Below are 25,668 nucleotides of genomic sequence, written 5' to 3'. Positions count from 1 at the left end.
CCTCTTTTCGGGGGCTCTAGCTAAATTTGGCTTTTGTAAACCACAAGAAAAACCAATACAACGACCATAACCTCTATACCAGATACCCATGTGTACCATCTATACCGCTCGCCCCCCATAACAAACAAGCAAAGAGCCGAAAGCATAAGCGAAAGCGGGGCTCCCCAAACAAAAAAACGCACTACCCAAGCACCAACTTCTCGCCCCAAATATAGAACTCCAAAAACATCACTCAAGATATACACAACCGATAACACCACCCCCCCGAAAAATACAAAACAGGTCAAAATCCTTAATAAGTAAATCACGCCACCCCCCATGAATCACTTTTGCTGACGCATATAATCAAAAATGTTCTCATCCACCTGACGCCATAAGAAATCAGAGAAAAACTCATTAGCCCTGGGAAGCGCTCCGGTTCCCTCCCCATATGTATGAATTGTAACGCTAAACACATCTTTCGTTACCCATCTTCTAACTATTCCTGGATGCAAGATATGCTGCCAGCCAGGAAGAGTGACATTTACCACCTGCGAACCACCATCAATAACCACATGACGCACCCTGCCAACAGGCATCGCAAAACTAGTTTGTCCATTTATTATAGGCTCACCCGATCCGCCAGGTGCTGGATACCTTAAAAGGCCAGCCACTGCATTTCCATACGAACAACCTGCAAGCCCTTGAACGCAAGAATTAGAAGTATAGTAATGATGAAACATAGGATGAGACTCATCAAAAACAGGAATACCGTACATATCATAACCAGTTATCCCATCCCCTATCTCTTGTGCATACGGCATAGTCACTGGGTCACTAACAGGCGCCATATACAAGAAACTACTCGCCATACCTTTACCAATACCTATCGACGCATAAAGCCAGTTTAAAGGCTCATTTCCTAGGAAGGTGTTGGATAACGTAAACCCCATATTCTGCGTGGCTAATTGGAACCAGTTACTTGGAGCTCCAGCCTCCTCCAGTGCATACCCCGTCGGATCCACCCCACTAAACGGCGAGTTGAACCCATACGAATACCGATTGAACGCCTGCCCATTGGCCGTATCCTGATACACGATATCGGCACTCAGAAAACGCCCCAGCGCTGGGTCATAGACCCGGCCATTCATATGGATCAACCCGCTTTCCGGCAGGTGTTCATGGTCGGTAAAGCCACGGCGGGTGGTCATCAGAGGCGCAGGTGTATCACTCCAATCCGCGCCACGCACCGCACCAAAGGGTGCATAGCTGCGCCGCTCCACCAGCGCGCCACTGCCATCGGTGACGCTCTCCAGCGAGCCTAGCTGGTCGCGCAACTGGTAGTTGAACTGGAACTGCTCACTGCCAACCACGCGCGACACCTGAAGGTAATCACCGATATAGCTGTTCTGCCGCCGTTGACCTTTCTCGTGAACTTCCTCGAAGCGCCCTTCATCGATATAGACCGTGAGACGCGCACTGGTTGTCTGCAGATAGCGACGGCGCTCGGGGTCGTAACGAAAGTCGCTATGCTGGCCACCTTCGCTGATGCGCAGAGGCTTGTCGTAGAGGCTGTAGTCGATCGTGCGCCCTGGCGCACCGATCTGATTGCCGCGCGCGTCGTAGCAGTAATAGCCACTCGGGCTTTGTAGCACGGCATGTGGGCCAGGGCTGGGCACCCCACCCTGAGCAGCACAGGTCGACTGCCCGGCATCGCTGTAACCGCCATAATTCAGTTCGTTGAAATTGGGGGTTTGCAGCAGGTTGCCCAGCGCGTCGTAGCGGTATTGCTGTTGCAGTATCTGCCCGGCCAATTGCCGGGTGCTGCTGGTAAGGCGCTGCAGCAGGTCGTAGTCGAAGCTTTCGCGCAGTCCGCGACCGTCCTCGCGGGTCAGGAGCAGGCCGTTCTGCGCATAGCTGTAACTCAGTTGCTGGAAGTTGCCCTGGGCAGTACCAGCCAGTTGTTGTTCGAGCCAGCCGGTGGCCTCATCGTACTCGGACTGACTGGTTACACCATTGCCATAGACCACGCGCGTGATCTGATCACGCACGTTCTGGGCTTCGATACGCCGTAGGGATGCACCACTGGCCTGGTCACTCTCGCCCTGCAAATAACCATAGCCATTGTAATGTTTGACGTAACGGAAGCCGCTGGCGTCCAGGACGCTATTAGGCCGACTGAAGCCGTCGTAGGTCATGCCGTCGTTGTAGGTCAAGGTCGACCCGGCTGCCTGGATGCTAGTTTGCCGGGCCGAAGGGCGCGACAAGGCATCGTAGCTGTAGACCTGCATGAAACCCTGGTCGTTACTGGCCATGGCCGATAGCTGGCCAAGGCCATTGGCTGCCTGGTCGTATTGCCAGAGCGAACCTTCTTTTACCTGACCGTCTACATCATAGTCGGTACGACTGATACGCCGCCCTAGCAAGTCGTACTGGCTGACCACACGGCTGCCATCCGCCGCCTGTGCCTCCAACAGATTGCCCAAGGCGTCATAGCGCATGCGCAACTCGCCGCTGTTGGGATCATGGAACAAGGTACGGTTGCCGGCAGCGTCATAGGCCATGCGGATGACAGTACGCGGGTCACCATTGACCCGCGTCCAACGCAGGTTACCTGCCGCGTCATAGGCATATGACGTGGAGGTTTCCAGCGAAGAGCCAACGGCATTACGGCTCAGTACCAACTGGCCGAGGGCATCGTTTTCACGACGTTCGACGCGGGTTTTGCTGCCTTGCTGCTCATAGTTGAGGCTGTACTCACGCCAACTTCCACCGCTACTGCGTACTCCGTAGGAGTAGGCGATCTGCATGCCACTGGGCAATGTCCGGGAAAGAGGCCTGTCCTTGAAGTCCCAACTGGTTTCCTCATACACAGGCGCCTGAGTATAGGGTTCACTCTGCCGAACCAGGCGCCCCAGTGCGTCGTAATGGTTGTCAACATTGACCCAGGCACCATCGAAGCCTTGGTGGCGCGTGCGAACCTCTCGACCAAGGGCATCCAGATAGCGCCAGCGCTCTGGAGCCCCCTGCTGGTTGCCACTGGCATTGAGGGTACGTTCCCGTATGGCCAAGTGTGCCTGCGTTGGGCATGCCAACATGCCGGAGCAGCGTTGGTAGCTACGCTGAACCTGCGAGCCATCGGGTTTGCGCACCAATAGTTCACGCCCGAAGGGGTCATAGCTGGCATGGGTGATAAGGCCGTTTGCATCCTGATGCTGGCTGACCAGATCTGTGCCCGGAACATAGGTAAAGCGCTCTTCATGGCCTAGGGCATTACGTTGATATCCTGGTGAAGCGCCTTGGTAGTCACCATACTGCTCGCTACGGCTGGTGAAACCCGCTCCAGAGCGCGAAACCTTAGCAACACGCCCCCGAGTATCATGTTGATAGGTGATGGTCTGCTTTAACGCAGGGTCATCGGCATAGCGTGCTTCCTCGGCGACCAACAAGGTGCCCGCCTGAGGGCTGAAGCGATGCAGGTAGGAAGTGCTGTAGCCGTCGCTCTGGATCTGGGTCTGTTCCTGGCTGAGAAAGCCGATCAACCACGTGCTGTCTTCATTACGGTATTGACGCACGGTTCGGGTGGTGCGCAATGCCGGCCCCGTTGCGCTTGCAGCTTCTTCCAGGCGTTCTTCGAGCAGGGTGCCGTACTGGATATCCAGCGTCTGCTGGCGACGGGTAGCGGATACGGCAACGCCCTGCTCGAACTGCTCCTGCACGCTGGATTCAAGCTGGGGAACATGAACCTTACCGGCGAAGGTGGTATCCGAGCGCCATTGCCAGGTCGCACGAGATTGCAGCTCACCGTTACGCTCGACACGCTCCTGGCTCAGGCGACCAATGAAGGGGAACGTCTGCTGCAACTGCTGTGTCTGGGTAAGCTGGCGGGCCGGCTCATGACGGATGATTTCGGCAAATCCCAAAAAGCCACGACCGAGCAGGTTGATCTTGCCATTGCGGTACTCGAAGCGGGTGTCGCGCAAACCTCCGATGCCATCGCTTTGCTTTAGGGCGGACAGCAACCAGCGAGGGCCGCGCCAATCCAGCACCGGGAACTGTCCGCCCATCCCCCCCTGGTAGACGGCCGAATCACGTATCGAGCCATACTCAGCCAGGGAGCGATTGCCGAGGCTATCAGTGATGCCTTGTAGCCACTCAGTATGCTGGCGGGTCTGCGTATAGAGGCGCCAGGTAATAGCGTTACCGTTTTGTGCAGCAAGCAGAAGGTCTTCCTGCCCATCACCATTCCAATCACCTATCAAACTATGGTGAGGGGCCGTGAGCGGGCCGGCCGCAACGTATTTACAGGCCATATCGAGCATAGCCAGGCTTACGGAATAGAATCTCTTCCATTCGGGGTCGCTCGCTCGGGCCATAGCAGCCAATAGTTCAGCCCGCCTGGCAAGATAGTTTTCGCAACCGGGTAGACTGGCATCGTAGCTCTCTGCTGCTATTTGTATCGGCACCCCGGTCGTCACACGCAGGAATCCGTCGCCAGACGAACGCAGTACGGCATAACGCTGACTGGCATTGTCGAGGAAAAGCAAATCCTGCCGACCATCGCCGTCATAATCCATGGGTTTGGGTAGGTAGTTCTCACTGTCACGACGCGGCCCAGCGGGAGCGAAGATGCCAGCCGCCGACAGTCCCGTATTGACCAGTTTGTATCCAGTGGCAGAGGGCGCGCCGCCCTTGTTGAGGTAGAGCTGAATCTGGTTCGAGGCATTCGGCACTGCAAAATCCAGAAGGCCATCGCCGTTGGCATCCAGGATCACCGAGCGTTCGACTGGGATGCCCAAGCTGATCTTCTGCGCAGCTGTGACACTGCCCTGCCGGGGCACAGGCAATACCGCGTATGTCTGCACATCGTTAGTGATGTTGCTCGTCAGCAGTAACCAGCGCCCTTCGCCGTCGAGGCCATAAGGCTCGAACCAGGGAGTTGCTGTTACAGGAATATTGGCGAAGCGACTGCTCTCGACGAAGCCACTGCCGGAACCGGGACGATTCTCATAGACTTGCCAACTGCCTTTGGCCGGTAACAAAACATCCAGCCGCCCGTCATGATTGAAGTCAAGCGCAACAGCCTTGGCTGCCGTCGCAAGAATATTCTGGCCGGGCGGTAGGGAGCCACCGAAGTTGGTCACTACCGCCAGTAAATCATTGGCTTGCCACTCCACAACCTTGTGGGAGGTTCCGTCTTGTTTCAGGTAATGCCAGGTAAGCTGGTTGGGAGAGCCACTCTTGACGGTGAGATAGAGAATCTCTTGTAACCCATCGCCGTCAACATCTATCGGGGTGGCCGTCAGGAAGGAAAAGCCTGAAGCAGAAACCAGTCGAGTGTCCGCAGCAAGTCCGGCTTCGGAACCTAAAGCAACGGTAATCCGATCAACGTAGACCGTTAACAGGTCGTTGACGCCATCACCATTCCAGTCCATTGCGGTTTCAACGGACAGCAAGTTACTGAGCATGGGTTTGGCTGTCGCTAGCAGGCCCTTATCGCTCAATCCCCCAGGCTGCGCCTTGTAGTCGAAACGTACCGGCTCCAGGCACTGACTGTCGGCGCAGTGTTGAATAAATGCAACCCGCGGCTTGCGGGTATTCGGGCTATAGCTGTAGCCCAAACGGTATTCGCGCAAACGACTGCCATCAGCGGCAAACATCTGCACCCGCTCCAGCAGACGATCGAGACGCAGCTCTCCACCCAGGGCGAATTGGCTGAAGCCCGGCTGACGAGCTTGATACTCGAACTCGACACGCCCCTCGGCATAAGTGATGGACTGCGGCAGCCCCATGCCATCGTCGCCATAACTCACATCGAAACGATTGCCGGAGCGATCCTCGACAGTTTCCGTCTGCCAGGCCAGCGTCTTGCCTCCACTGGGCACTATGCGGCTAGCGGCTGTCTTGCCCAGCGTAACGATCAGGCCAGATGCCGTGCGCACCTCGAAATAAGGGTCATTGGCGCTGCCTTTCTGGATGACTTTGTGGAAGGCGTCTATTTCCGTACGGTATTCACTACCCGGTTGCCATGCCTGCCCCGCTACGAGCACCAAACGCTGGCCATCGAGACACAAGCGATCCTGGGCACTACCGCTGGGGAGGCCGCTAAAACCGTCTTGATCGATGGTGGCGGGGCAGCGCTGAATGCGCATCAAGCCACCCAGCCCCCACCCCTGCCCCAGAAAGGACTCAGCCTCCGAACCCTGATAGGCGAAGGCCAGATTCGGCTGAACCTGGTTGACCGCTGGCGGAGCTTGCAGTGGAAAGTTGTAAGCCAGGCGACCATCCAGAGTGACCTGAGCCTCACCCTCGGCAATTCCCCAGGCGGTAGCCCGAGCAGCCGTGCCATCTTCAGGAACAGCCACACTGGAATAAGGGACAGCCGTGGCAAGCCCAGAGGCACTGCCCAATAGCAGCAAAGGCTCGGTGCCCGGCTTGGACAGGATCAGATCGGCCTTGCCATCACCATTGGCGTCCTGCCACTTCATCGCATAGCCGCCAGACTGCGACAGCTCAACCCCCAGTTCACGGGAATTGAGTACCTGCGCTAGCGTGGGCGCGCCAGCAGCACTGAGGGTCAATAGAAGAGCATTTTCCCCTGACGCCGAAGGGCGCAAGAGAAGATCTGGAGAACCGTCGCCATTGAAATCACCGGACAAGAGCTCATAAGCCGCTGGCTGCCAGGTGATGGTGCCAAGTGTCTGACGGTCGATACTGCCAAGAACGCTGAACTGCCCCGCGCCATCGCCCAGCAAAACCACATCATGCTGACGGCGCGGCACGACGAGTGGCATGCCTTCCAACTGAGGCAGCGGCACGATGAGAGGATTTGCCCGCAGATAGATGTCTGAACGACCATCCTTGTTGTAGTCCCCCATATAAACCTGGTGACTACTATTCGACCACCGCAGCCCCTCTGCCAACACGTGGTTGATCGGCAGCAGCGCCAGGGCGATGAGCGAATACCAGCAGATAGAAAATCCTTTTACCCTGTGCATTACACATCCTTATGACTTCTGGATAACGCAGACAGTTAAGTTCGGGTCGTGCGGTCGACCACGCTCGGGGACAACTTCATATGAAACATGGCGTACAGCCACCATACTTACGTATGGTTTCCGTAGCCAGCAAGGAATTGATTGTCCTGAACAGGTAACACGCACCATGGCGAGTACCAAGCAGATGTAGCGCTTTATCACGACCAATGATGATGCTGGGCAGCCGGGCGGCAGGCTGCCTAGACTCGGTTGATCATCTGGAGGCCCGTTTCATGTCCGAGACCCTGCTCAGCTCCCGTAACCTGGCATTCGAGCTCTACGAAGTGCTCGACGCCGAAGCCCTGACCCAGCGCCCGCGCTTTGCCGATCACAACCGCGAAACCTTCGATGCGGCGATCGATACCGCGCGCGGCATCGCCGAGGAGCTGTTCGCCCCGCACAACCGCAAGAACGACGAGCACGAGCCGCAGTACGTCGATGGCGGCGCGGTGCTGATCCCTGAGGTGGAACCGGCACTGCGTGCCTTCCACGAAGCCGGTTTTCTCAATGCCACCCGCGACTTCGAGCACGGCGGCATGCAATTGCCCAATCTGCTGTCGCAGGCCTGCTTCGCCCATTTCCAGTCGGCCAATATCGCCACCAGTTCCTATTCCATGCTGACCATGGGTGTGGCCAACCTGATTGAGGCCTTCGGCAGCGAGGAGCAGAAGGCCCGCTACCTGCAACCGATCATCGACGGGCGCTTCTTCGGCACCATGGCGTTGACCGAGCCCCATGCCGGCTCATCGCTGTCGGATATCCGCACCAAGGCCGAACCACACGCCGATGGCAGCTACCGCATCAAGGGCAACAAGATCTTTATCTCCGGCGGCGACCAGCCGATTTCGGAGAACATCGTGCATATGGTGCTGGCCAAGCTGCCGGACGCACCGCCCGGGGTGAAGGGCATCAGCCTGTTCCTGGTGCCCAAGTTCCATGTCAATGACGACGGCAGTCTGGGCGCACGCAATGACGTGACCCTGGCCGGGCTGTTCCACAAGATGGGCTGGCGCGGCACCACCTCCACCGCGCTGAACTTTGGCGACAACGGTGAGTGCGTCGGCTATCTGGTGGGCAAACCGCACGCTGGCCTTTCCTATATGTTCCAGATGATGAACGAGGCGCGCATCGGCGTCGGCATGGGCGCGATCATGCTCGGCTACGCCGGCTACCTGTACTCGCTTGACTACGCGCGCAACCGCCCGCAGGGCCGTCAGCCGGACGGCAAGGATCCGTCCAGTCCACAGATTTCCATCGTCGAGCACGCCGACGTGCGGCGCATGCTGCTGACGCAGAAAGCTTATGTCGAAGGCGCCTTCGATCTCGGCCTGTACGCCGCGCGGCTGTTCGATGACACCCAGACCCTGGAAACCGCCGAAGACCGCACCCGCGCGCTGGAGCTGCTCGACCTGCTCACGCCCATCGTCAAATCCTGGCCTTCGGAGTTCTGCCTCAAGGCCAACGAGCTGGCCATTCAGATTCTCGGTGGCCACGGTTATACCCGCGAGTACCCGGTGGAGCAGTACTACCGTGACAACCGCCTCAACCCGATCCACGAGGGCACTCATGGCATCCAGTCGCTCGACCTGCTCGGGCGCAAGGTGTCGATGAATGGGGGCGCGGCGCTCAAGCAACTGCTCAAGCTGATCAACGCCTGTTGCCAGCGCGCCAGTGCGCATGAATCACTCGACGGCCTGCGCCAACCACTGGAGCAATTGCTGGCGCGCCTGCAAGCGGTGACCCTGGCCCTGCTGGGTGATCTGATGAGTGGCAAGATCAACCAGGGCCTGGCCAACTCGGCGCTGTACCTCAAGGTGTTCGGCCACACGGTGATCGGCTGGCGCTGGCTGGAACAGGCGATTCGCGCCGAAGAAGGCCTGTCTCGCACGGACAATGCCGAGGAGCAGGCCTTCTATCGGGGCAAGCTGCAGGCCGCGCGCTACTTCCTGACCTGGGAGGTGCCGAGCTGCCATCATGGCCTGACCATTCTCGAAGCCCGCGACGACACCTGCCTGGGTATGCAGGACGCCTGGTTCTGAGGAGCAGCCACAAGCTGCAAGCTTCAAGCGGCAAGAGAAAGCGGCAAGACGCCTCAGCCCAAGCTTGCGGCTTGAAGCTTGTGGCTCGAAAAATGTAATACCTTTTTTGACAGTGATACGAAGGCTACGGTTAGAATCCCCTGGCACGCACCATGCATGATGGTGCCTTACCTTAATCGGACCAGGGAGTAAGCCGTTGGACGCAAGCGCCATCAACAATCTGTTCTTGATCGGCGCCTCACTGGTAGCGGCCAGCATTCTGGTCAGCGCCTTCGGTACGCGTTTCGGCATCCCCATTCTGGTGATCTTCCTCGGTGTCGGCATGATTGCCGGCGTCGACGGCCCCGTCGGCATCGTCTTCGACAATTATCCTCTGGCCTATCTGGTGGGCAACCTGGCACTGGCGGTGATCCTGCTCGATGGCGGCATGCGCACCCGAGTCTCGACCTTCCGCGTGGCCTTGTGGCCGTCGCTGTCCCTGGCCACGGTCGGGGTAATGATCACCGCCGGGCTCACCGGCCTGGCCGCGGCCTGGCTGTTCGATCTGAGCCTGCTGGAAGGCCTGCTGATCGGTGCCATCGTCGGCTCCACCGACGCCGCGGCGGTGTTCTCCCTGCTTGGCGGGCGCGGACTCAACGAACGGGTCAGTTCCACCCTGGAGATCGAGTCCGGTAGCAACGACCCGATGGCTGTGTTCCTCACCGTCACCCTGATCGCCATGCTCGCCAGCGGCCAGACCGGCTTTAGCTGGGATCTGCCAATCCAGCTAGTGCAGCAGTTCGGCCTCGGCATGATCCTCGGCCTCGGCGGCGGCTGGCTGCTGCTCAAGCTGGTCAACCGCATGGAGCTGGCCAGCGGGCTGTATTCCCTGCTGGTGGTCAGCGGCGGCCTGATCATCTTCGCCATCACCACTGCCGTGGGCGGCAGTGGCATCCTCGCCATCTACCTGTGCGGTCTGCTGCTGGGCAACCGGCCGATCCGCTCGCGCCACGGCATCCTGCATATGCTCGATGGCCTCACCTGGCTGGCGCAGATCGGCATGTTCCTGGTGCTCGGTCTGCTGGTCACGCCGCACGAGCTGCTGCCCGTCGCCCTGCCGGCCCTGGCCCTGGCGCTGTGGATGATCCTCTTCGCCCGGCCGCTGTCGATCTTTCTCGGCCTGCTGCCGTTCCGCGCCTTCCATGACCGTGAGCGCATATTCATCGCCTGGGTCGGCCTGCGCGGCGCGGTACCGATCATTCTCGCCGTGTTCCCACTGATGGCCGGCCTGCCCAACGCGCAATTGTTTTTCAACGTGGCCTTCTTCATCGTGATCATCTCCCTGCTGGTGCAAGGCACCAGCCTGCCGTTGGCTGCCAAGCTGATGCGCGTCACCGTACCGCCGGAGCCAGCACCGATCTCACGAGCCGGGCTGGAGGTGCACCCCACCAGCCAGTGGGAGTTGTTCGTCTACCGCCTGGGAGCGGAGAAATGGTGCATCGGCGCCGCCCTGCGCGAACTGAACATGCCCGATGGCACCCGTATCGCCGCTCTGTTCCGTGGCCGTGAACTGCTGCACCCCTCCGGCAGTACCCGCCTGGAGGCCGGCGACCTGCTCTGCGTGATCGGCCACGAACATGACCTGCCGGCACTCGGCAAGCTGTTCAGCCAGGCGCCCAAGCGCGGCCAGGATCTGCGCTTCTTCGGTGACTTCGTGCTGGAAGGCGACGCCGAACTGAACGCCATCGTCGCGCTCTATGGGCTCAAGCTCGGGGATGTCGAGGGCAACCAGGCGCTGGGGCGTTTCATTGCCCACAAGATCGGCGGCGAGCCGGTGGTCGGCGACCAGGTGGAGTGGCAAGGCTTGACCTGGACGGTGGCGGCCATGGAAGGGAACAAGGTACGCAAGGTCGGCGTCAGATTCCCCGAAGGCAGTCGCCCCGGTCCCGGCCTGTTTCTCTGAGACTTTGCTAGGATCGTGCACCTGACGCCGATCATTCATGATCGGCGTCGTCACCTCTGCTGCATACTGAGCACATCCACATTTCCTCGGTCACCGGATCATCATGCCCAAGCTGCGCCTTTCTCTAGCAGTCACCCTCTTTCTTCTGTGTTTCGGTCTGAGCGCTGCGCAGGCCGATGAGCCGCCCAAGGAAGCCGATGTCCAGCAGAGCCTGGACAGCCTGGCCGACCGCAAGCTGCCCGAGGCCGATCAACTGGCCCTCAAGCAGACTCTGGAGCAGACGCTGCAAATGCTTCAGGACCGCGACAACGCCGAACAGCGCCTGGACGACCTGCGTCAGCAGATCGACAAGGCCCCGCGGCAGATCAATGAAGCGCAGCGTGAGCTGAACCGGCTCAAAGCCAGCCCCGAGGTGCCGGTGGCACAACGCTATGGGCGCCTGTCTCTGGATCAGCTCGACCAGCTCCTGAGCGAACGCTCCAACCAGATCAGTGACTGGAACAAGGCGATCATCGACGCCAACAGCCTGATCATCAGCGCGCAGAACCGCCCCGAACGCGCCCAGACCGAGATCAGCCAGAATCAGACACGCAGCCAGGACATCAACAACAGCCTCAAGAGCGGCCGTGTGGATGGCAAGCCACTGAGCCAGGAGCGCCGCGACCAGCTCAATGCCGAATTGGCCATGCTCACGGTGCAAACCCAGCTACGCCGCCAGGAACTGGCCAGCAACAGCCTATTGCAGGATCTCGGCAGCGCGCAGCGCGCCCTGCTCGACGAGCGTATCCGCCGCGCCGAGCAGGAACGCCAGGATCTGCAGGGCCTGATCAACGAGCGCCGTCGTGAAGATTCCGAGCAAACCGTCGCCGAACAGTCGCGCGAGGCCGCACGCACCAGCTCGGACAAGCTGCTGGCCAAGGAAAGCTCGCTCAACCTCAAGCTTTCCGACTACCTGCTGCGCTCCACCGAACGCCTCAACAGCCGCACGGAAGAGAACCTCAGAGCACGCCAGCAACTGGACAATCTGAATCAAGCCAACCAGGCCCTGGACGAGCAGATTCGTGTGCTGCAAGGCAGCCTGCTGCTGTCGAAGATTCTCTATCAGCAGAAGCAGGCGCTGCCACAACTCAAACACGAGGATGGCTCGCTGGCCGACGACATTGCCGATATCCGCCTGTACCAGTTCGACCTCAACAAGCAGCGCGACGAGATCAGCGACCCCAACGCCTACGTGGACACGCTGCTGGCTGACCAACCCAGCGAGGAAATCACCCCGGCACTGCGCAAGGCGCTGCTCGATCAGTTGGCCACCCGCCGCGAGTTGCTGGAAAAGCTGAGTCGCTCGCTCAACGCCCTGCTCAACGAATCGATCACCCTGCAGATCAACCAGAAGGAACTGCAGAGCACCGCCAGCAGCCTGCGCGCCACCATCGACGAGCAGATGTTCTGGATTCCCAGCAACAAGCCTCTCGATCTGGAGTGGCTCAAACTGGTGCCCTACCAGCTAGAGCGGCAGCTCGCGGAAATCCCCTGGGCCATAGCCATCAGCGAGCTGGGGGCCGGCCTGATCGAGCGCCCGCTGGTGTTCCTGCCGCTGATCCTGCTCTGCGCCGTGATTCTCTGGCGCCGCCAGTACCTGTTCGGCAAGCTCGGCGAACTGCATGCCGATATAGGCCACTACAAGCACGACAGCCAGTTGCACACCCCGCTGGCCTTGGGGCTCAACCTGATCCTGGCGCTGCCGGTCGCGCTGCTGCTGGCGCTGTGCGGCTATGCCCTGCTGCACGATGCGCGTGGGCAGAACCTCTACCTGGGCGGCGCGTTGTACGAGATGGCCGAGGCCTGGCTGGTGTTCTACACCCTGCACCGCATCCTGGCCCCCGATGGCGTGGCCGTCCTGCATTTCCATTGGCCACCGGCCAACGTCGCGTTCTTCCGCCAGCACATGCGCCGCCTGGGCCTGGTGGTGATGGCGCTGGTCGCGGTGGTGAGCATCGCCGAGCACCAACCCGAGAGCCTGGCCAGCGACGTGATCGGCATTGCCGTGGTGATCACCTGCTATGCCCTGATGGCCTGGATGCTGTTCAACCTGCTATTCAATGCGCCCTTGCGCGAGAACGCCTCGGGGCTGCGCACCACGCTCGGCGTGCTGTTCAACCTGCTGCCGCTGGCATTGATAGGCGCGGTCGCCTTCGGTTATTACTACACCGCGCTCAAGCTCACCGACCGCCTGATCGACACGCTCTACCTGCTGATCATCCTGCTCATCGTCGAGGCGGCGCTGGTGCGCGGCCTGAGCGTCGCCGCCAAACGCCTGGCCTATCAGCGCGCCCTGGCCAAGCGCCAGGCACAGAGCAAGGAAGGTGTCGATGGCGAAGCCACCCTGGAAGAACCCACGCTGGACATCGAACAGGTCAACCAGCAGTCCCTGCGCCTGATTCGCCTGGCCCTGCTCGGCGGCTTCCTGGTCTGCCTGTACTGGGTCTGGGCCGATCTGATCGGCGTGTTCACCTACCTGGAAACCGTCAACCTCTACGAATACAGCAGCGGCACCGGCAATGCCGCGACACTGGTGCCCATCAGCCTGCTGGATGTGCTCGGCGCCTTGCTCATCATCGCCATCACCGTGGCCCTGGCGCGCAACCTGCCCGGCCTGCTGGAAGTGCTGGTGCTGTCACGCATGAACCTGGCGCAAGGCAGTGCCTATGCCACCACCACGCTGCTGTCCTACGCCCTGGTGGGCATCGGCATCGTCACCACCCTGTCCACCCTCGGGGTGAGCTGGGACAAACTGCAATGGCTGGTGGCGGCGTTGTCGGTGGGGCTGGGTTTCGGCCTGCAGGAAATCTTCGCCAACTTCATCTCCGGTCTGATCATTCTCTTCGAGCGCCCGGTGCGCATCGGTGACGTGGTGACCATCGGCAATCTGTCCGGCACCGTGAGCAAGATCCGCATCCGCGCCACGACCATCACCGATTTCGACCACAAGGAAATCATCGTCCCGAACAAGACCTTCATCACCGGCCAGTTGATCAATTGGTCGTTGAGTGACACGGTGACTCGCGTCACCCTCAAGGTCGGCGTCGGTTACGGTTCGGATCTCGACCTGGTGCGCAAGCTGCTGCTGCAGGCCGCGCAGGAAAATCCCCGCGTGCTCAAAGAACCGGCACCGCTGGTGTATTTCCTCAATTTCGGTGAGAGCACGCTGGACCACGAGCTGCGTATCCATGTCCGCGATCTCGGCGACCGCAACCCGGCCACCGACGAGATCAACCGTTTCATCGACCGCGAGTTCCCGAAGAACGGTATCAACATCGCCTTCCGCCAGGTCGAGGTGTACGTGAAGAATCTGGAACATGGCGAACAGAAACTCGATCAGAAAGAGATCGCGAAAATCGCTGCGGCTAGCGCAACGGACATCCAAACACCGCCACCGCCGACCACGCCCTGAGCGTCCGAGGAGTCCATGGTGAAACGCCTCGATGAGCTGACCTTCGACAACCGCTTCGCCCGCCTCGGTGATGCCTTCTCCACCGAGGTGCTGCCCGAGCCCATCGAGCAGCCGAGGCTGGTGGTCGCCAGCGAAGCAGCCATGGCCCTGCTCGACCTCGATCCTGCCGAGGCGCAGCGCCCCGAGTTCGCCGAACTGTTCGCCGGGCACAAACTCTGGGAGGAGGCCGAGCCACGCGCCATGGTCTACTCCGGCCACCAGTTCGGCGGCTATACACCGCGCCTCGGTGACGGCCGCGGCCTGCTGCTGGGCGAGGTACTGAACGAGGCCGGCGAGCACTGGGACCTGCACCTCAAGGGCGCCGGCATGACGCCCTACTCGCGCATGGGCGACGGTCGCGCGGTGCTACGCTCGTCGATCCGCGAATTTCTCGCCAGCGAACACCTGCATGCCCTCGGCATACCCAGTTCACGGGCACTGTGCGTCACCGCCTCCGACACCCCGGTCTGGCGCGAGAAGAAGGAAAGCGCGGCGATGGTGCTGCGCCTGGCGCAGAGCCACGTGCGCTTCGGCCACTTTGAATATTTCTACTACACGCGCCAGCACGAGCACCTGAAAACTCTCGGCGAGCACGTCATGGCCTGCCACTTCCCACATTGCCTGGAGCAGGACGAGCCCTGGGTGGCGCTGCTGGGCGAAGTGATCGAACGCACAGCCGCGATGATCGCCCACTGGCAGGCCTACGGCTTCTGCCATGGGGTGATGAACACCGACAACATGTCCATCCTCGGCATCACCTTCGACTACGGCCCCTACGCCTTTCTCGACGACTTCGACGCCAACCATATCTGCAACCACTCCGATGACACCGGCCGCTACAGCTTCAGCAATCAGGTGCCCATTGCCCATTGGAACCTCGCCGCCCTGGCCCAGGCGCTAACGCCCTTCGCCACCGTCGACAGCCTGCGCGAGGCGCTGGATCTGTTCCTGCCGCTGTACCAGGCGCATTACCTCGACCTGATGCGTAAACGCCTGGGCTTCACCAGCGCCGAGGACGACGACGAAGCACTGATCCAGCGCCTGCTGCAACTGATGCAGGCGGGCAAATCCACCGACTACACGCTGTTCTTCCGCCGCCTCGGCGAGCAGGCGCCCGCCGAAGCCTTGCAGGTGGTGCGCGACGATTTCGTCGATCTCGCCGGCTTCGATGCCTGGGGCCAGGACTATCTGGCGCGCTGCCAACGCGAAGGTGGCGAGCAGGCCGACCGCCAGGTGCGCATGCACGCGGTCAACCCCAAGTACATCCTGCGCAACTACCTGGCGCAACAGGCCATCGAAGCGGCCGAGGCCGGCGATCATGGCCCATTGCGCGAACTGCACGCGGTATTGTCCCGCCCGTTCGACGAGCAGCCAGGCAAGGAGCGCTACGCCGAGCGCCCGCCGGAATGGGGCAAGCACCTGGAGATCAGTTGTTCGTCGTAAGTCAGCCGTGGACGGAGGGGCCTCAAGCATCCGGCCACCCCTTATCTGTTAAACCGAAAAGGCATATCAATCTGCCCAAACATTCTTAGACTATCTATAAGAAGCCCTCTATCTTGGCGCCCAGCCAGGCCGCCCCGGTGCGCGCCGATACCTCATACGAGATTCGCTGCCAAGGATTTTCATGCCCTGGGACTCCCTCCCCCTCTTTTTCGTCGGCGCCCTGCTGATCTGGGTGCTCTATGCCTTCGTCCGCGAAAAGTGGAGCCCGGACATCGTCGCGGCCATTGCCGTGGCCGCCTTGCTGGTCAGCCAGTTGCTGACCCCGGGCGAAGTGCTAAGCGTGCTGTCCAACTCGGCGCCGGTGACCATTGCCTGCATGTTCGTGCTCTCCGCCGCACTGGAGCGCACCGGCTGCATCGACGCCCTCGGCAACTGGTTGGGAGATCTGGTCGGCACCAGCCCCATTCGCGTACTCACCGGTCTCACCGTCACCGCGCTGGTGGTGTCCGCCTGCCTGAACAACACGCCGGTGGTGGCCATTCTCACCCCGGTGGCCATCGCCCTGGCGCGCCGCGCCGGCACCCTGCCCTCCAAGCTGCTGATTCCGCTGTCCTATGCCACCATCCTCGGCGGCACCCTGACCATGATCGGCACCTCGACCAACATTCTCGTCGACGGCGTCGCACGCAAGGCGGGCATGGCGCCGTTCGGCATCTTCGAGATCACCGGGGTGGGCCTGGTCATGGCGGCCTTCGGCATGCTCTACCTGCTGACCATCGGTCATCGCCTGCTGCCGGAGCGGGAAACCCTGTCGCGCCAGCTACGCCCCGACCTGTCGCGCACCTTCATGACCGAGCTGCTGGTACCGCATGACTCGCCGATGATCGGCAAGACCCTGCACGAGGCCAATCTCAACGGTGGCAGCGGCCTGCAGGTGCTCAAGCTGTTTCGCGACGAACAGGAGCTGACCGAGCCCGGCGCCGATACCCTGCTGGCCAGTGGCGACCGCCTGATGCTGCACGGCCAAGTCAAGGACGTGGTGGAGTTGCGCGAGAGCGGCCACCTGAGCTTCAACCGCGGCAATGCCTTCGAGACCCTCAGCAGCCATGACGTGATCCTTGCCGAAGCCATCGTCGGGCGTAACTCGCGCTACAGCCACCGCCCAATGCGCGACCTCGACCTCACCGCACGTTACGGCATAGCCGTGCTGGCCATTCACCGCCAGGACGAGAACGTGCAGGGCAACCTCGACAACTTCCAGTTGCAGTTCGGCGACGTGATGCTGGTGGAAGGCACCCCAGCGCAGATCAAGCGCTTCGCCGACAACGGCGAGCTGATCAGCCTCAACGCCGTGCAGGAGCGCGCCTTCCGCCGTGATAAGGCGCCCATCGCCATCCTCGCCACTCTGGCGGTGATGCTGCTGGCCGCCTTCGGCGTCATGCCCATCGAAGGCCTGGCGATCATCGGCGCGGTGACCGTACTGGCCACCCGCTGCCTGGACGTAGAGGATGCCTACAAGGCGGTGGACTGGAAGATCCTCAGCCTGATCTTCGGCATGCTGGCCATCAGCATCGCCATGGACAAGGTGGGCCTGGTCAGGTTGATGGTGGAGAATGTCATGGGCTGGCTGCCCTGGGCCGGACCGCTGCTGATGCTGAGTTTCATCTACCTGTTCACATCGATCCTCACCGAGGTGCTGTCGAACAATGCCGTGGCCGTATTGGTGACGCCTATCGCCATCGGCATGGCTCAGCACCTGGGCATCGACCCGCGCGCCTTCGTGGTGGCCGTGATGTTCGCCGCCAGCGCCAGCTTCGCCACCCCCATCGGCTATCAGACCAACACCTTCGTTTACAACGCCGGCGGTTATCGCTTCACCGATTTCATGAAGGTGGGCATCCCTTTGAACCTGCTGCTGTGGGGCGTGGCCACGCTGGTCATTCCCTGGTTCTTCCCGCTGACTCCGGTGTGACGGCATAAGCTGCGAACGCAATGTTCTAATCCGGGAAGCGTTTTCGCCGCCTCCGTGCATTGACCGGGCCCCGGGCCTTATCCATGCTGCGAATCTTTCAATCTGCCCTTGAAGGAACATGCGCATGAAACTGGAAACCCTGGCCATTCACGCTGGCTACGACCCGGATCCCACCACCAAGGCGGTGGCGGTGCCGATCTACCAGACCAGCTCCTTCGCCTTCGACGACACCCAGCATGGTGCCGACCTGTTCGACCTGAAGGTGGCCGGCAACATCTACTCGCGCATCATGAACCCCACCAACGCCGTGCTGGAAGAGCGCGTGGCGGCGCTGGAAGGCGGCGTCGGAGCGCTGGCCGTGGCCTCCGGCATGGCCGCCATCACCTATGCCATCCAGACCCTGGCCGAGGCCGGCGACAACATCGTCTCGGTGGCCAAACTCTACGGCGGCACCTACAACCTGCTGGCCCATACCCTGCCGCGCTTCGGCATCCAGACCCGCTTCGCCGCGCACGATGACATCACCGCGCTGGAAGCGCTGATCGACGAGCGCACCAAGGCGGTGTTCTGCGAATCCATCGGCAACCCAGCCGGCAACATCGTCGACCTCCAGGCACTGGCCGACGCCGCTCACCGCCATGGCGTGCCGCTGATCGTCGACAATACCGTGGCCACGCCAATTCTCTGCCGCCCCTTCGAGCATGGCGCGGATATCGTCGTGCACTCGCTGACCAAGTACATCGGTGGTCACGGCACCAGCATCGGTGGCATCGTGGTCGACTCTGGCAAATTCCCCTGGGCCGATAACAAGGCGCGCTTCCCGCTGCTCAACACGCCCGATCCGTCCTACCACGGCGTCACCTACACCGAAGCCTTCGGCCCGGCCGCCTTTATCGGCCGCTGCCGCGTAGTGCCACTGCGCAACACCGGCGCAGCACTGTCGCCCTTCAACGCCTTCCTTATCCTGCAAGGCTTGGAAACCCTGGCCCTGCGCATGGAGCGCCACACCGACAACGCGCTGAAAGTGGCGCAGTACCTGCAGAAGCATCCGCAGGTGGCCTGGGTGAAGTACGCCGGTCTGGCCGACCATCCCGAGCATGAACTGGCCCAACGCTATTTCGGCGGTAAGCCGGCGGCGATCCTGTCCTTCGGCATTCAAGGCGGACAGGAGGCCGGAGCGCGCTTCATCGATGCGCTGCAACTGGTGGTGCGCCTGGTCAACATCGGCGACGCCAAGTCGCTGGCCTGCCACCCCGCGTCCACCACCCACCGCCAGCTCAGCGATGAGGAACTGCAGAAGGCCGGCGTACCGCGAGACATGGTGCGCCTGTCCATCGGCATCGAGCATATCGACGATATCCTCGCTGACCTGACCCAGGCGCTCGAAGCGGCGCGCGTCTGAGCGCTTGAAAAGCCGATGCTTCGGCTCCAGATAGCGGTCATAACCACTGGAGGGCACTTCTAAAAACGTAGGCGAGGCAGATGGCGGCCCCGCAAAAACAGGCGAGGAACGCTCGGAGTCGCGGTCGACTGTACTTTTGTACATGAGCATGACTCGCTCCGCTCGCCCCTTCGGAGCCGCACTGAAGTGCGTTGGCCGCAAGCGGCCTCCGAGTCTGTTTTTAACGCAGTGATGGCAACGTACGACTGCATGGATGCAGGAGGTAGAGCGACGCAGGAAGCCAAAGCCGAGGTAGTTTTTAGAGGTGCCCTGGAGCCGAATCATGAGCGATCCCCTGCTAATCCCCTGCCCGCACTGCAATGGGCTCAACCGCATTCCCGCCGAACGCCTGGGCGATGCCCCGCGCTGCGGGCGTTGCAAAAGCGAGGTGCTACCCGGCGCCCCCATCCCCCTGACGCAAGGCAACTTCGCCAGCCAGCTCAAGGGCGACCTGCCCTTGCTGGTGGATGTCTGGGCCAGTTGGTGCGGCCCCTGCAAAGCCTTCGCGCCGACCTTCCAGCAGGCCGCCGCACAGCTACAGGGACGCTGCCGCCTGGGCAAACTCGATAGCGAAGCCAACCCCAATCTGGCCGGGCAACTGGGTATCCGCTCCATCCCCAGCCTGATCCTGTTCAAGGGTGGCGTCGAGGTCGCTCGCCAGAGCGGTGCCATGCCACTGCCACAACTGCAGGCCTGGTTGCGCCAGCAGGGTATCTAGGGTCTGTAGCCCGGATGCAATCCGGGAAATTGCGTGCCGGTTATCCCCGGATTGCATCCGGGCTACGTGCCAGGGCTCTTGAGCGCTTCGGTCAGTCACCGTGGACGTTCGGGGCACTTGCGTAAGCTCAGCATCCTTATAGGCTGGCAGGGTCGACATTCGAGAATCCGCTCATGCCGCTGCCCATGGAAATCGCTCGCCAACTCACCGAGCAACAGATCGCCTTCGTCAAACGCAGCGGCCTCAAGGCCGAGGCGCTGGAGCCCGGTTTCGTGCGCCTGTGCATGCCGCTACAAGGCAACCAGAACCATATCGGCAGCATGTACGCCGGCGCGCTGTTCACCCTCGCGGAAATTCCCGGCGGCGCGCTGTTCCTCACCAGCTTCGACGCCAAGCGCTTTTACCCCGTGATCAAGGAAATGAACCTGCGCTTTCGTCGCCCGGCCATGGGCGACATCCGCGTCGAAGCACGCCTGTCGCCTGACGACATCGTGCGACTGCAGGAGCAAGCTTGCCTGCACGGCAAGGCGGACTACCTACTGGAGCTGCAACTGACCGACGGCAACGCGGAAGTGGTCGCGGAAAGTCGCGGCCAGTACCAATTGCGCTTACGCTGAGGGCAGCCGCTGCCTGCATTCGCAATCGGTAACAGTCCCTGACCTTGCTATAAATCAAAAGAGCGGCTATCTGAACAGACACAATAAAATTGCCGACGGGTATCGGCAGGAGAGCCGTCATCATGTTTCACCACATTCTCATCGCCCATGACTTGCGCGACACCGCTGACATGGCCTTGTGCCGCGCCAGCCAACTCGCCAAGCAGCACGATGCGCGCCTCACGATCCTGCACGTGCTCGACCCGAGCCAGAACAGCGAACAGCACGAGAAAGCCCGCCTGGCATTGGATCGCAGCCTGACCCAATACGCACCGCCCGGTACCGAGCTGCGCATGCTCAGCGGCAAACCTTCGGAGGTGGTGCTGCAGCAAGTGCAGGAGACAGGTTGTGATCTGCTGGTGCTCGGCAGCCATCAACAGCGCCATGATTTTTTCTCCGGCACCAGCCTGGATCGTATCGCGCGGCGTTGCAGCGTGCCGCTGCTACTGGTGGCCCGCAACGACTCAGCCCCCTACCAACGCGCCGTGGCTGCCCTGGATTTTTCTCTGTGCGCCTGCAGCGCTCTGGGTCAGGCTTACCGGCTGCTGCCCGGCAGCGCCGAGCTGCATGCCCTGCATGTATTCGAGCCGGACAAGGGCACGCCCAAGCAGATCGCCGAGCAGCTCGAAACCCAGCGGGCGCTGATCAGCCAGTTGCTGCACGACGAAGCGCTGATGCTGCCCCCGGGCGGCCCAACGCTGAGCCATGAAGTGCTGCAAGGTGGCATCCTGCGCAGCCTGCAGGAACAGATCAAAGCTCGCCGTAGCGAATTGCTGGTGCTCGGCAGTCACGGTCGTAGCGCCTTTTCCCAGGCCTTGCTGGGCAGCCTGGCGCAACACTTCCTGCACAAGGCGCCGTGCGACGTGTTCGTGGTGCGCTGAACGCCTGAAATGCAAACGCCGTGGTACGCCTGAGGCAGCCACGGCGTTTTTGCAGGCTCAGCTGTTCAACCGGCGTTGAGCAGATCGTGCAGCTCGACGAACTGCTGGGTCAGCTTGTGCCGTGCATCCAGATGGATCAGCGGCGTGCACGCCTGGTGCGATTCGCGCATCCTCACCGAGCTCATCAGGTTCACCGGCAGCACCGGCAGCCCTTCTGCGATCAGCTCGTCGAGCAGTTGCTGAGGCAGCACGGCACGCGGCTGAAACTGGTTGACCACGATGCCTTCCACTTCCAGCTTCTCGTTGTGGTCTTCCTTGAGCTCTTCGAGCTCGGCCAGCAGCCCGTACAGGGCATTGCGCGAAAAGCTGTCGCAGTCGAAGGGAATCAGCACGCGGTCAGCCGCGATCAGCGCCGATACGGTGTAGAAATTCAGCGCCGGCGGCGTGTCCAGATAGATGTGGTCGTAGTCTTCGCTCAACTCGTCGAGCAGTTTGCGCAGCTTGTTGATCTTGTGCTTCTGTTCCAGCTTGGGCTGCAGCTCTGCCAGTTCGGCCGTGGCCGTGATCACGTGCAGGTTGTCGAAGGGCGTCTCGTAGATATCCACCTTGCCCTTCTTGGCGAAGGGGCCGGATGACAGCGTCTGCTTGAAGAAGTCGGCGATGCCCACCGGAATCTCGTCGCCGGTCAAACCAGTGAGGTAATGGGTCGAGTTGGCCTGGGCGTCCAGGTCGACCAGCAAGGTGCGATAGCCCTGCGCCGCACTCACCGCCGCGAGATTGCAGGCGATGCTGGACTTGCCCACGCCACCCTTCTGGTTGAATACCACACGTCGCATCACGAGCCTCCCCCGATATTGGTTTTCCAAATTCTATGCAAAGGCCATGACAATCAAAGCTTTCAAAAAGTCATGCCAAGCAATAGCTCAAAGCCATCATGCATGCTAGTTTGCGCCCGCGCCAAATGGCGCATCAGGACAACACGCAAAACAAGGAAATGCAATGCAGTACCTACGCACACTCCTGCTCGGTAGCCTTCTGGTCATTACCACTGGCTGCGCCAGCGGGCTCAACTCCGTACAGAAAGCTGAACTCGATGCCTATGAGGCCCGTGGTCTGGCCATTCAGGAAAAAAGCCCTGGTGCTGGCGCAGCACTGGGGCTCTTGCCTGGCGGCGGTTCCTTCTACGGACGTGAATACGGATTTGGAGTAGCCAATCTGCTGCTCTGGCCTTTGTCTATCCTATGGGACCCTATCAGCGGCTACGATGCAGCACGCGCCATCAACTACAACGTAACCAAGGCGCATGTTGCCAAGCTTCATGAACGCGACATGCAAGAGCTGGATGATCAGCTAGGCAGTGGTCAACTCGATATTGCTCAATACACGCTGGAAAAGCGCAAGGTCGATACCAAGTACCGAGCAGGCTTCTAACAAAAAGCCCGGCAGTGCCGGGCTTTTTGTTGCGTCAGTGATACTGTGCCGAAAGCTCATGCACCGCCTCGAAGAAAGCCCCTGCGTTGGCCGGGTCGACCTCCGGGGTGATGCCGTGGCCCAGATTGAACACATGGCCGCTGCCGGCACCGTAGGCCGCCAGGATACGCGCCACCTCAGCACGAATCGCTTCCGGCTTGGCGTAGAGCACCGCCGGATCCATGTTGCCCTGCAGGGCGACCTTGTCACCGACACGGGTGCGAGCGCTGCCGATGTCGCAGGTCCAGTCCAGGCCCAACGCTTCTGCGCCACTATCGGCCAGGGATTCCAGCCACAGACCGCCGCCCTTGGTGAACAGGATCACCGGAACGCGACGCCCGTCATGCTCGCGAATCAGGCCGTCGACGATCTGCTTCATGTAGCGCAGGGAGAACTCTTGGTAGGCCGCCGCCGACAGCGCGCCACCCCAGGAATCGAAGATCTGTACCGCCTGCGCCCCGGCCAGGATCTGCCCGTTCAGATACGCCGTGACCGACTGCGCCAGCTTGTCGAGCAGCGCGTGCAAGGCCTGGGGATTGTCGTAGAGCATCGCCTTGGTCTTGCGGAAGTCTTTCGACGAGCCGCCTTCGACCATGTAGGTGGCCAGTGTCCAGGGGCTGCCGGAGAAACCGATCAGCGGCACACAACCATTGAGCTCGCGGCGGATGGTGCGCACGGCGTCCATCACGTAGCCCAGATCCTTCTCGGCATCCGTCACCGGTAGCGCCTCGATATCGGCCAGGCTGCTGATCACCTTCTTGAAGCGCGGGCCCTCACCCGTCTCGAAGTACAGGCCCTGACCCATGGCATCGGGGATGGTGAGGATGTCGGAGAAGAGGATCGCGGCATCCAGTTGCGGGTAGCGATCCAGCGGCTGGATGGTGACCTCGCAGGCAAGCGCGGGATTCTTCATCAGGCTCACGAAGTCGCCGGCCTTGGCCCGGGTCGCGCGGTATTCCGGCAGATATCGGCCAGCCTGGCGCATCATCCAGACAGGCGTGACATCCACGGGTTGCTTGAGCAGGGCACGAAGGAAACGGTCGTTCTTCAGGGCGGTCATGGCAGCATCCAGCGAAAAAAGTGCGGGCATTTTCGCAGAGCACAAAACAAAAGGCACGGCGGGTGCCATGCCTTTTGTCCATCGCGACGATTTGTCTCGCCTTTACTTGCCCTGCGTCATCAAACGCCCAGGTAGTCGAGGATGCCTTCGGCGGCGTTCCTGCCCTCGAAGATCGCCGTCACCACCAGGTCGGAACCACGCACCATGTCGCCACCGGCGAAGATCTTCGGGTTGCTAGTCTGGTGCTTGAAGGTGTTTTTCTCCGGCGCCACGACGCGACCCTGGCTGTCGGTCTGGATCTCGAACTGCTCGAACCAGGGCGCCGGGCTCGGACGGAAACCGAAGGCGATCAGCACAGCTTCCGCCGGGATGACTTCCTCGGAGCCCGGAATCGGCTCGGGGCTGCGGCGGCCACGGGCATCCGGCTCGCCGAGACGGGTCTCGACCACCTTGATGCCTTCCACCTTGCCGTCGCCGACGATGGCGATGGGCTGGCGGTTGAAGAGGAACTTCACGCCCTCTTCCTTGGCGTTCTTCACTTCCTTGCGCGAGCCGGGCATGTTCTCTTCGTCACGGCGGTAGGCACAGGTCACGGCCTTGGCGCCCTGACGGATCGAGGTGCGGTTACAGTCCATCGCGGTGTCCCCACCGCCCAGCACCACGACGCGCTTGCCCTTCATGTCGATGAAGTCTTCCGGCGACTTCTCGAAACCGAGGTTGCGATTGACGTTGGCGATCAGGAAATCCAGCGCGTCGTACACGCCCGGCAGGTCCTCGCCCGGGAAACCACCCTTCATGTAGGTGTAGGTGCCCATGCCCATGAAGACGGCATCGTACTCATCCAGCAGTTGCTGCATGGTCACGTCCTTGCCGATCTCGGTATTCAGGCGGAACTCGATGCCCATGCCGGTGAAGACTTCACGGCGACGGCTGAGCACGGTTTTTTCCAGCTTGAACTCGGGAATGCCGAAGGTCAGCAGACCGCCGATTTCCGGGTTCTTGTCGAACACCACCGGGGTCACGCCGTTGCGCACCAGCACGTCGGCGCAGCCCAGGCCGGCCGGGCCGGCACCGATTACCGCAACGCGCTTGCCGGTCGGTTTGACCTTGGACATGTCCGGGCGCCAGCCCATGGCGAAGGCGGTGTCGGTGATGTACTTCTCCACCGAGCCGATGGTCACCGCGCCGAAGCCGTCATTGAGGGTGCAGGCACCCTCGCACAGACGATCCTGCGGGCACACGCGGCCGCAGACTTCCGGCAGGGTGTTGGTCTGGTGCGAGAGTTCGGCGGCGGCCAGGATGTTGCCTTCCGACACCAGCTTGAGCCAGTTCGGAATGAAGTTGTGCACCGGGCACTTCCACTCGCAATAAGGGTTGCCGCAGCCCAGGCAGCGGTGCGCCTGGTCTGCAGCTTGCGCCGGCTTGAAGTTGTCGTAGATCTCGACAAACTCCTTCTTGCGCTGACGCAGCAGTTTCTTCTTCGGGTCTTTGCGCCCGACTTCGATGAACTGGAAGTCGTTATTCAGACGTTCAGTCATTG

14 protein-coding genes are annotated in these 25,668 nt (G+C 61.1%); 10 read left to right on the top strand and 4 right to left on the bottom strand.

Annotated elements, in window-relative coordinates; translation table 11 throughout:
- Positions 1-323: 323 nt before the first annotated feature.
- The gene (locus PVE35_RS02375; RefSeq protein WP_277373648.1) at positions 324-6,977 is read right to left on the bottom strand and encodes an RHS repeat-associated core domain-containing protein; all 6,654 of its coding nucleotides are present in this window, start codon (positions 6,975-6,977) and stop codon (positions 324-326) included.
- A gap of 272 nt (positions 6,978-7,249) precedes the next feature.
- On the opposite strand from PVE35_RS02375, the gene PVE35_RS02370 reads away from it, so the two are divergent.
- The 9 genes from PVE35_RS02370 (at position 7,250) to PVE35_RS02330 (ending at position 21,598) form a co-directional block, all read left to right on the top strand.
- Positions 7,250-9,055: an acyl-CoA dehydrogenase gene (locus tag PVE35_RS02370; protein WP_277373647.1), complete on the top strand. Its 1,806-nt coding sequence runs from the start codon at positions 7,250-7,252 to the stop codon at positions 9,053-9,055.
- A 196-nt stretch (positions 9,056-9,251) separates the two neighbouring features.
- Complete coding sequence (locus PVE35_RS02365) at positions 9,252-10,997, top strand: potassium/proton antiporter (protein ID WP_268180956.1); 1,746 nt, start codon at positions 9,252-9,254, stop codon at positions 10,995-10,997.
- Positions 10,998-11,100: 103 nt separating this feature from the next.
- Positions 11,101-14,448 carry a mechanosensitive channel MscK gene (mscK, locus tag PVE35_RS02360; protein ID WP_268180955.1) on the top strand — a complete coding sequence of 1,116 codons (3,348 nt, stop codon included), beginning with the start codon at positions 11,101-11,103 and terminating at the stop codon, positions 14,446-14,448.
- An 18-nt stretch (positions 14,449-14,466) separates the two neighbouring features.
- A complete protein-coding gene (gene selO / locus PVE35_RS02355) occupies positions 14,467-15,930 on the top strand; it encodes a protein adenylyltransferase SelO (protein ID WP_277373646.1) in 1,464 nt (487 codons plus the stop codon).
- A gap of 181 nt (positions 15,931-16,111) precedes the next feature.
- On the top strand, positions 16,112-17,902 hold the full coding sequence (locus PVE35_RS02350; protein WP_268180952.1) for an SLC13 family permease: 1,791 nt from the start codon (positions 16,112-16,114) through the stop codon (positions 17,900-17,902).
- Positions 17,903-18,026: 124 nt separating this feature from the next.
- The gene (locus tag PVE35_RS02345) at positions 18,027-19,304 is read left to right on the top strand and encodes a bifunctional O-acetylhomoserine aminocarboxypropyltransferase/cysteine synthase (protein ID WP_277373645.1); all 1,278 of its coding nucleotides are present in this window, start codon (positions 18,027-18,029) and stop codon (positions 19,302-19,304) included.
- A 322-nt stretch (positions 19,305-19,626) separates the two neighbouring features.
- Positions 19,627-20,061 carry a thioredoxin TrxC gene (trxC, locus tag PVE35_RS02340; RefSeq protein WP_268180948.1) on the top strand — a complete coding sequence of 145 codons (435 nt, stop codon included), beginning with the start codon at positions 19,627-19,629 and terminating at the stop codon, positions 20,059-20,061.
- 173 nt (positions 20,062-20,234) lie between these two features.
- On the top strand, positions 20,235-20,678 hold the full coding sequence (locus PVE35_RS02335; protein ID WP_277373644.1) for a YiiD C-terminal domain-containing protein: 444 nt from the start codon (positions 20,235-20,237) through the stop codon (positions 20,676-20,678).
- Positions 20,679-20,800: 122 nt separating this feature from the next.
- Complete coding sequence (locus tag PVE35_RS02330; RefSeq protein WP_277373643.1) at positions 20,801-21,598, top strand: universal stress protein; 798 nt, start codon at positions 20,801-20,803, stop codon at positions 21,596-21,598.
- Positions 21,599-21,663: 65 nt separating this feature from the next.
- Here the strand turns inward: PVE35_RS02330 and PVE35_RS02325 are convergent, their stop codons facing one another.
- A complete protein-coding gene (locus tag PVE35_RS02325) occupies positions 21,664-22,434 on the bottom strand; it encodes a ParA family protein (protein WP_277373642.1) in 771 nt (256 codons plus the stop codon).
- Between the two features lie 163 nt (positions 22,435-22,597).
- Between PVE35_RS02325 and PVE35_RS02320 the strand changes: the two genes are divergently transcribed.
- The gene (locus PVE35_RS02320; RefSeq protein WP_268180940.1) at positions 22,598-23,029 is read left to right on the top strand and encodes a hypothetical protein; all 432 of its coding nucleotides are present in this window, start codon (positions 22,598-22,600) and stop codon (positions 23,027-23,029) included.
- 34 nt (positions 23,030-23,063) lie between these two features.
- Here the strand turns inward: PVE35_RS02320 and hemE are convergent, their stop codons facing one another.
- Positions 23,064-24,128 carry a uroporphyrinogen decarboxylase gene (gene hemE / locus PVE35_RS02315; protein ID WP_277373641.1) on the bottom strand — a complete coding sequence of 355 codons (1,065 nt, stop codon included), beginning with the start codon at positions 24,126-24,128 and terminating at the stop codon, positions 23,064-23,066.
- A gap of 119 nt (positions 24,129-24,247) precedes the next feature.
- Positions 24,248-25,666, bottom strand: coding sequence for an FAD-dependent oxidoreductase (locus PVE35_RS02310; protein WP_268180936.1), 1,419 nt, complete (start codon positions 25,664-25,666; stop codon positions 24,248-24,250).
- Positions 25,667-25,668 lie beyond the last annotated feature (2 nt).

Origin of the sequence: Pseudomonas sp. AA-38, assembly GCF_029457475.1 — a bacterium.
Lineage (GTDB): Bacteria > Pseudomonadota > Gammaproteobacteria > Pseudomonadales > Pseudomonadaceae > Aquipseudomonas.
Note: the sequence above shows the minus strand (reverse complement) of the source record. Positions and strands in the feature narration are given on the sequence as shown.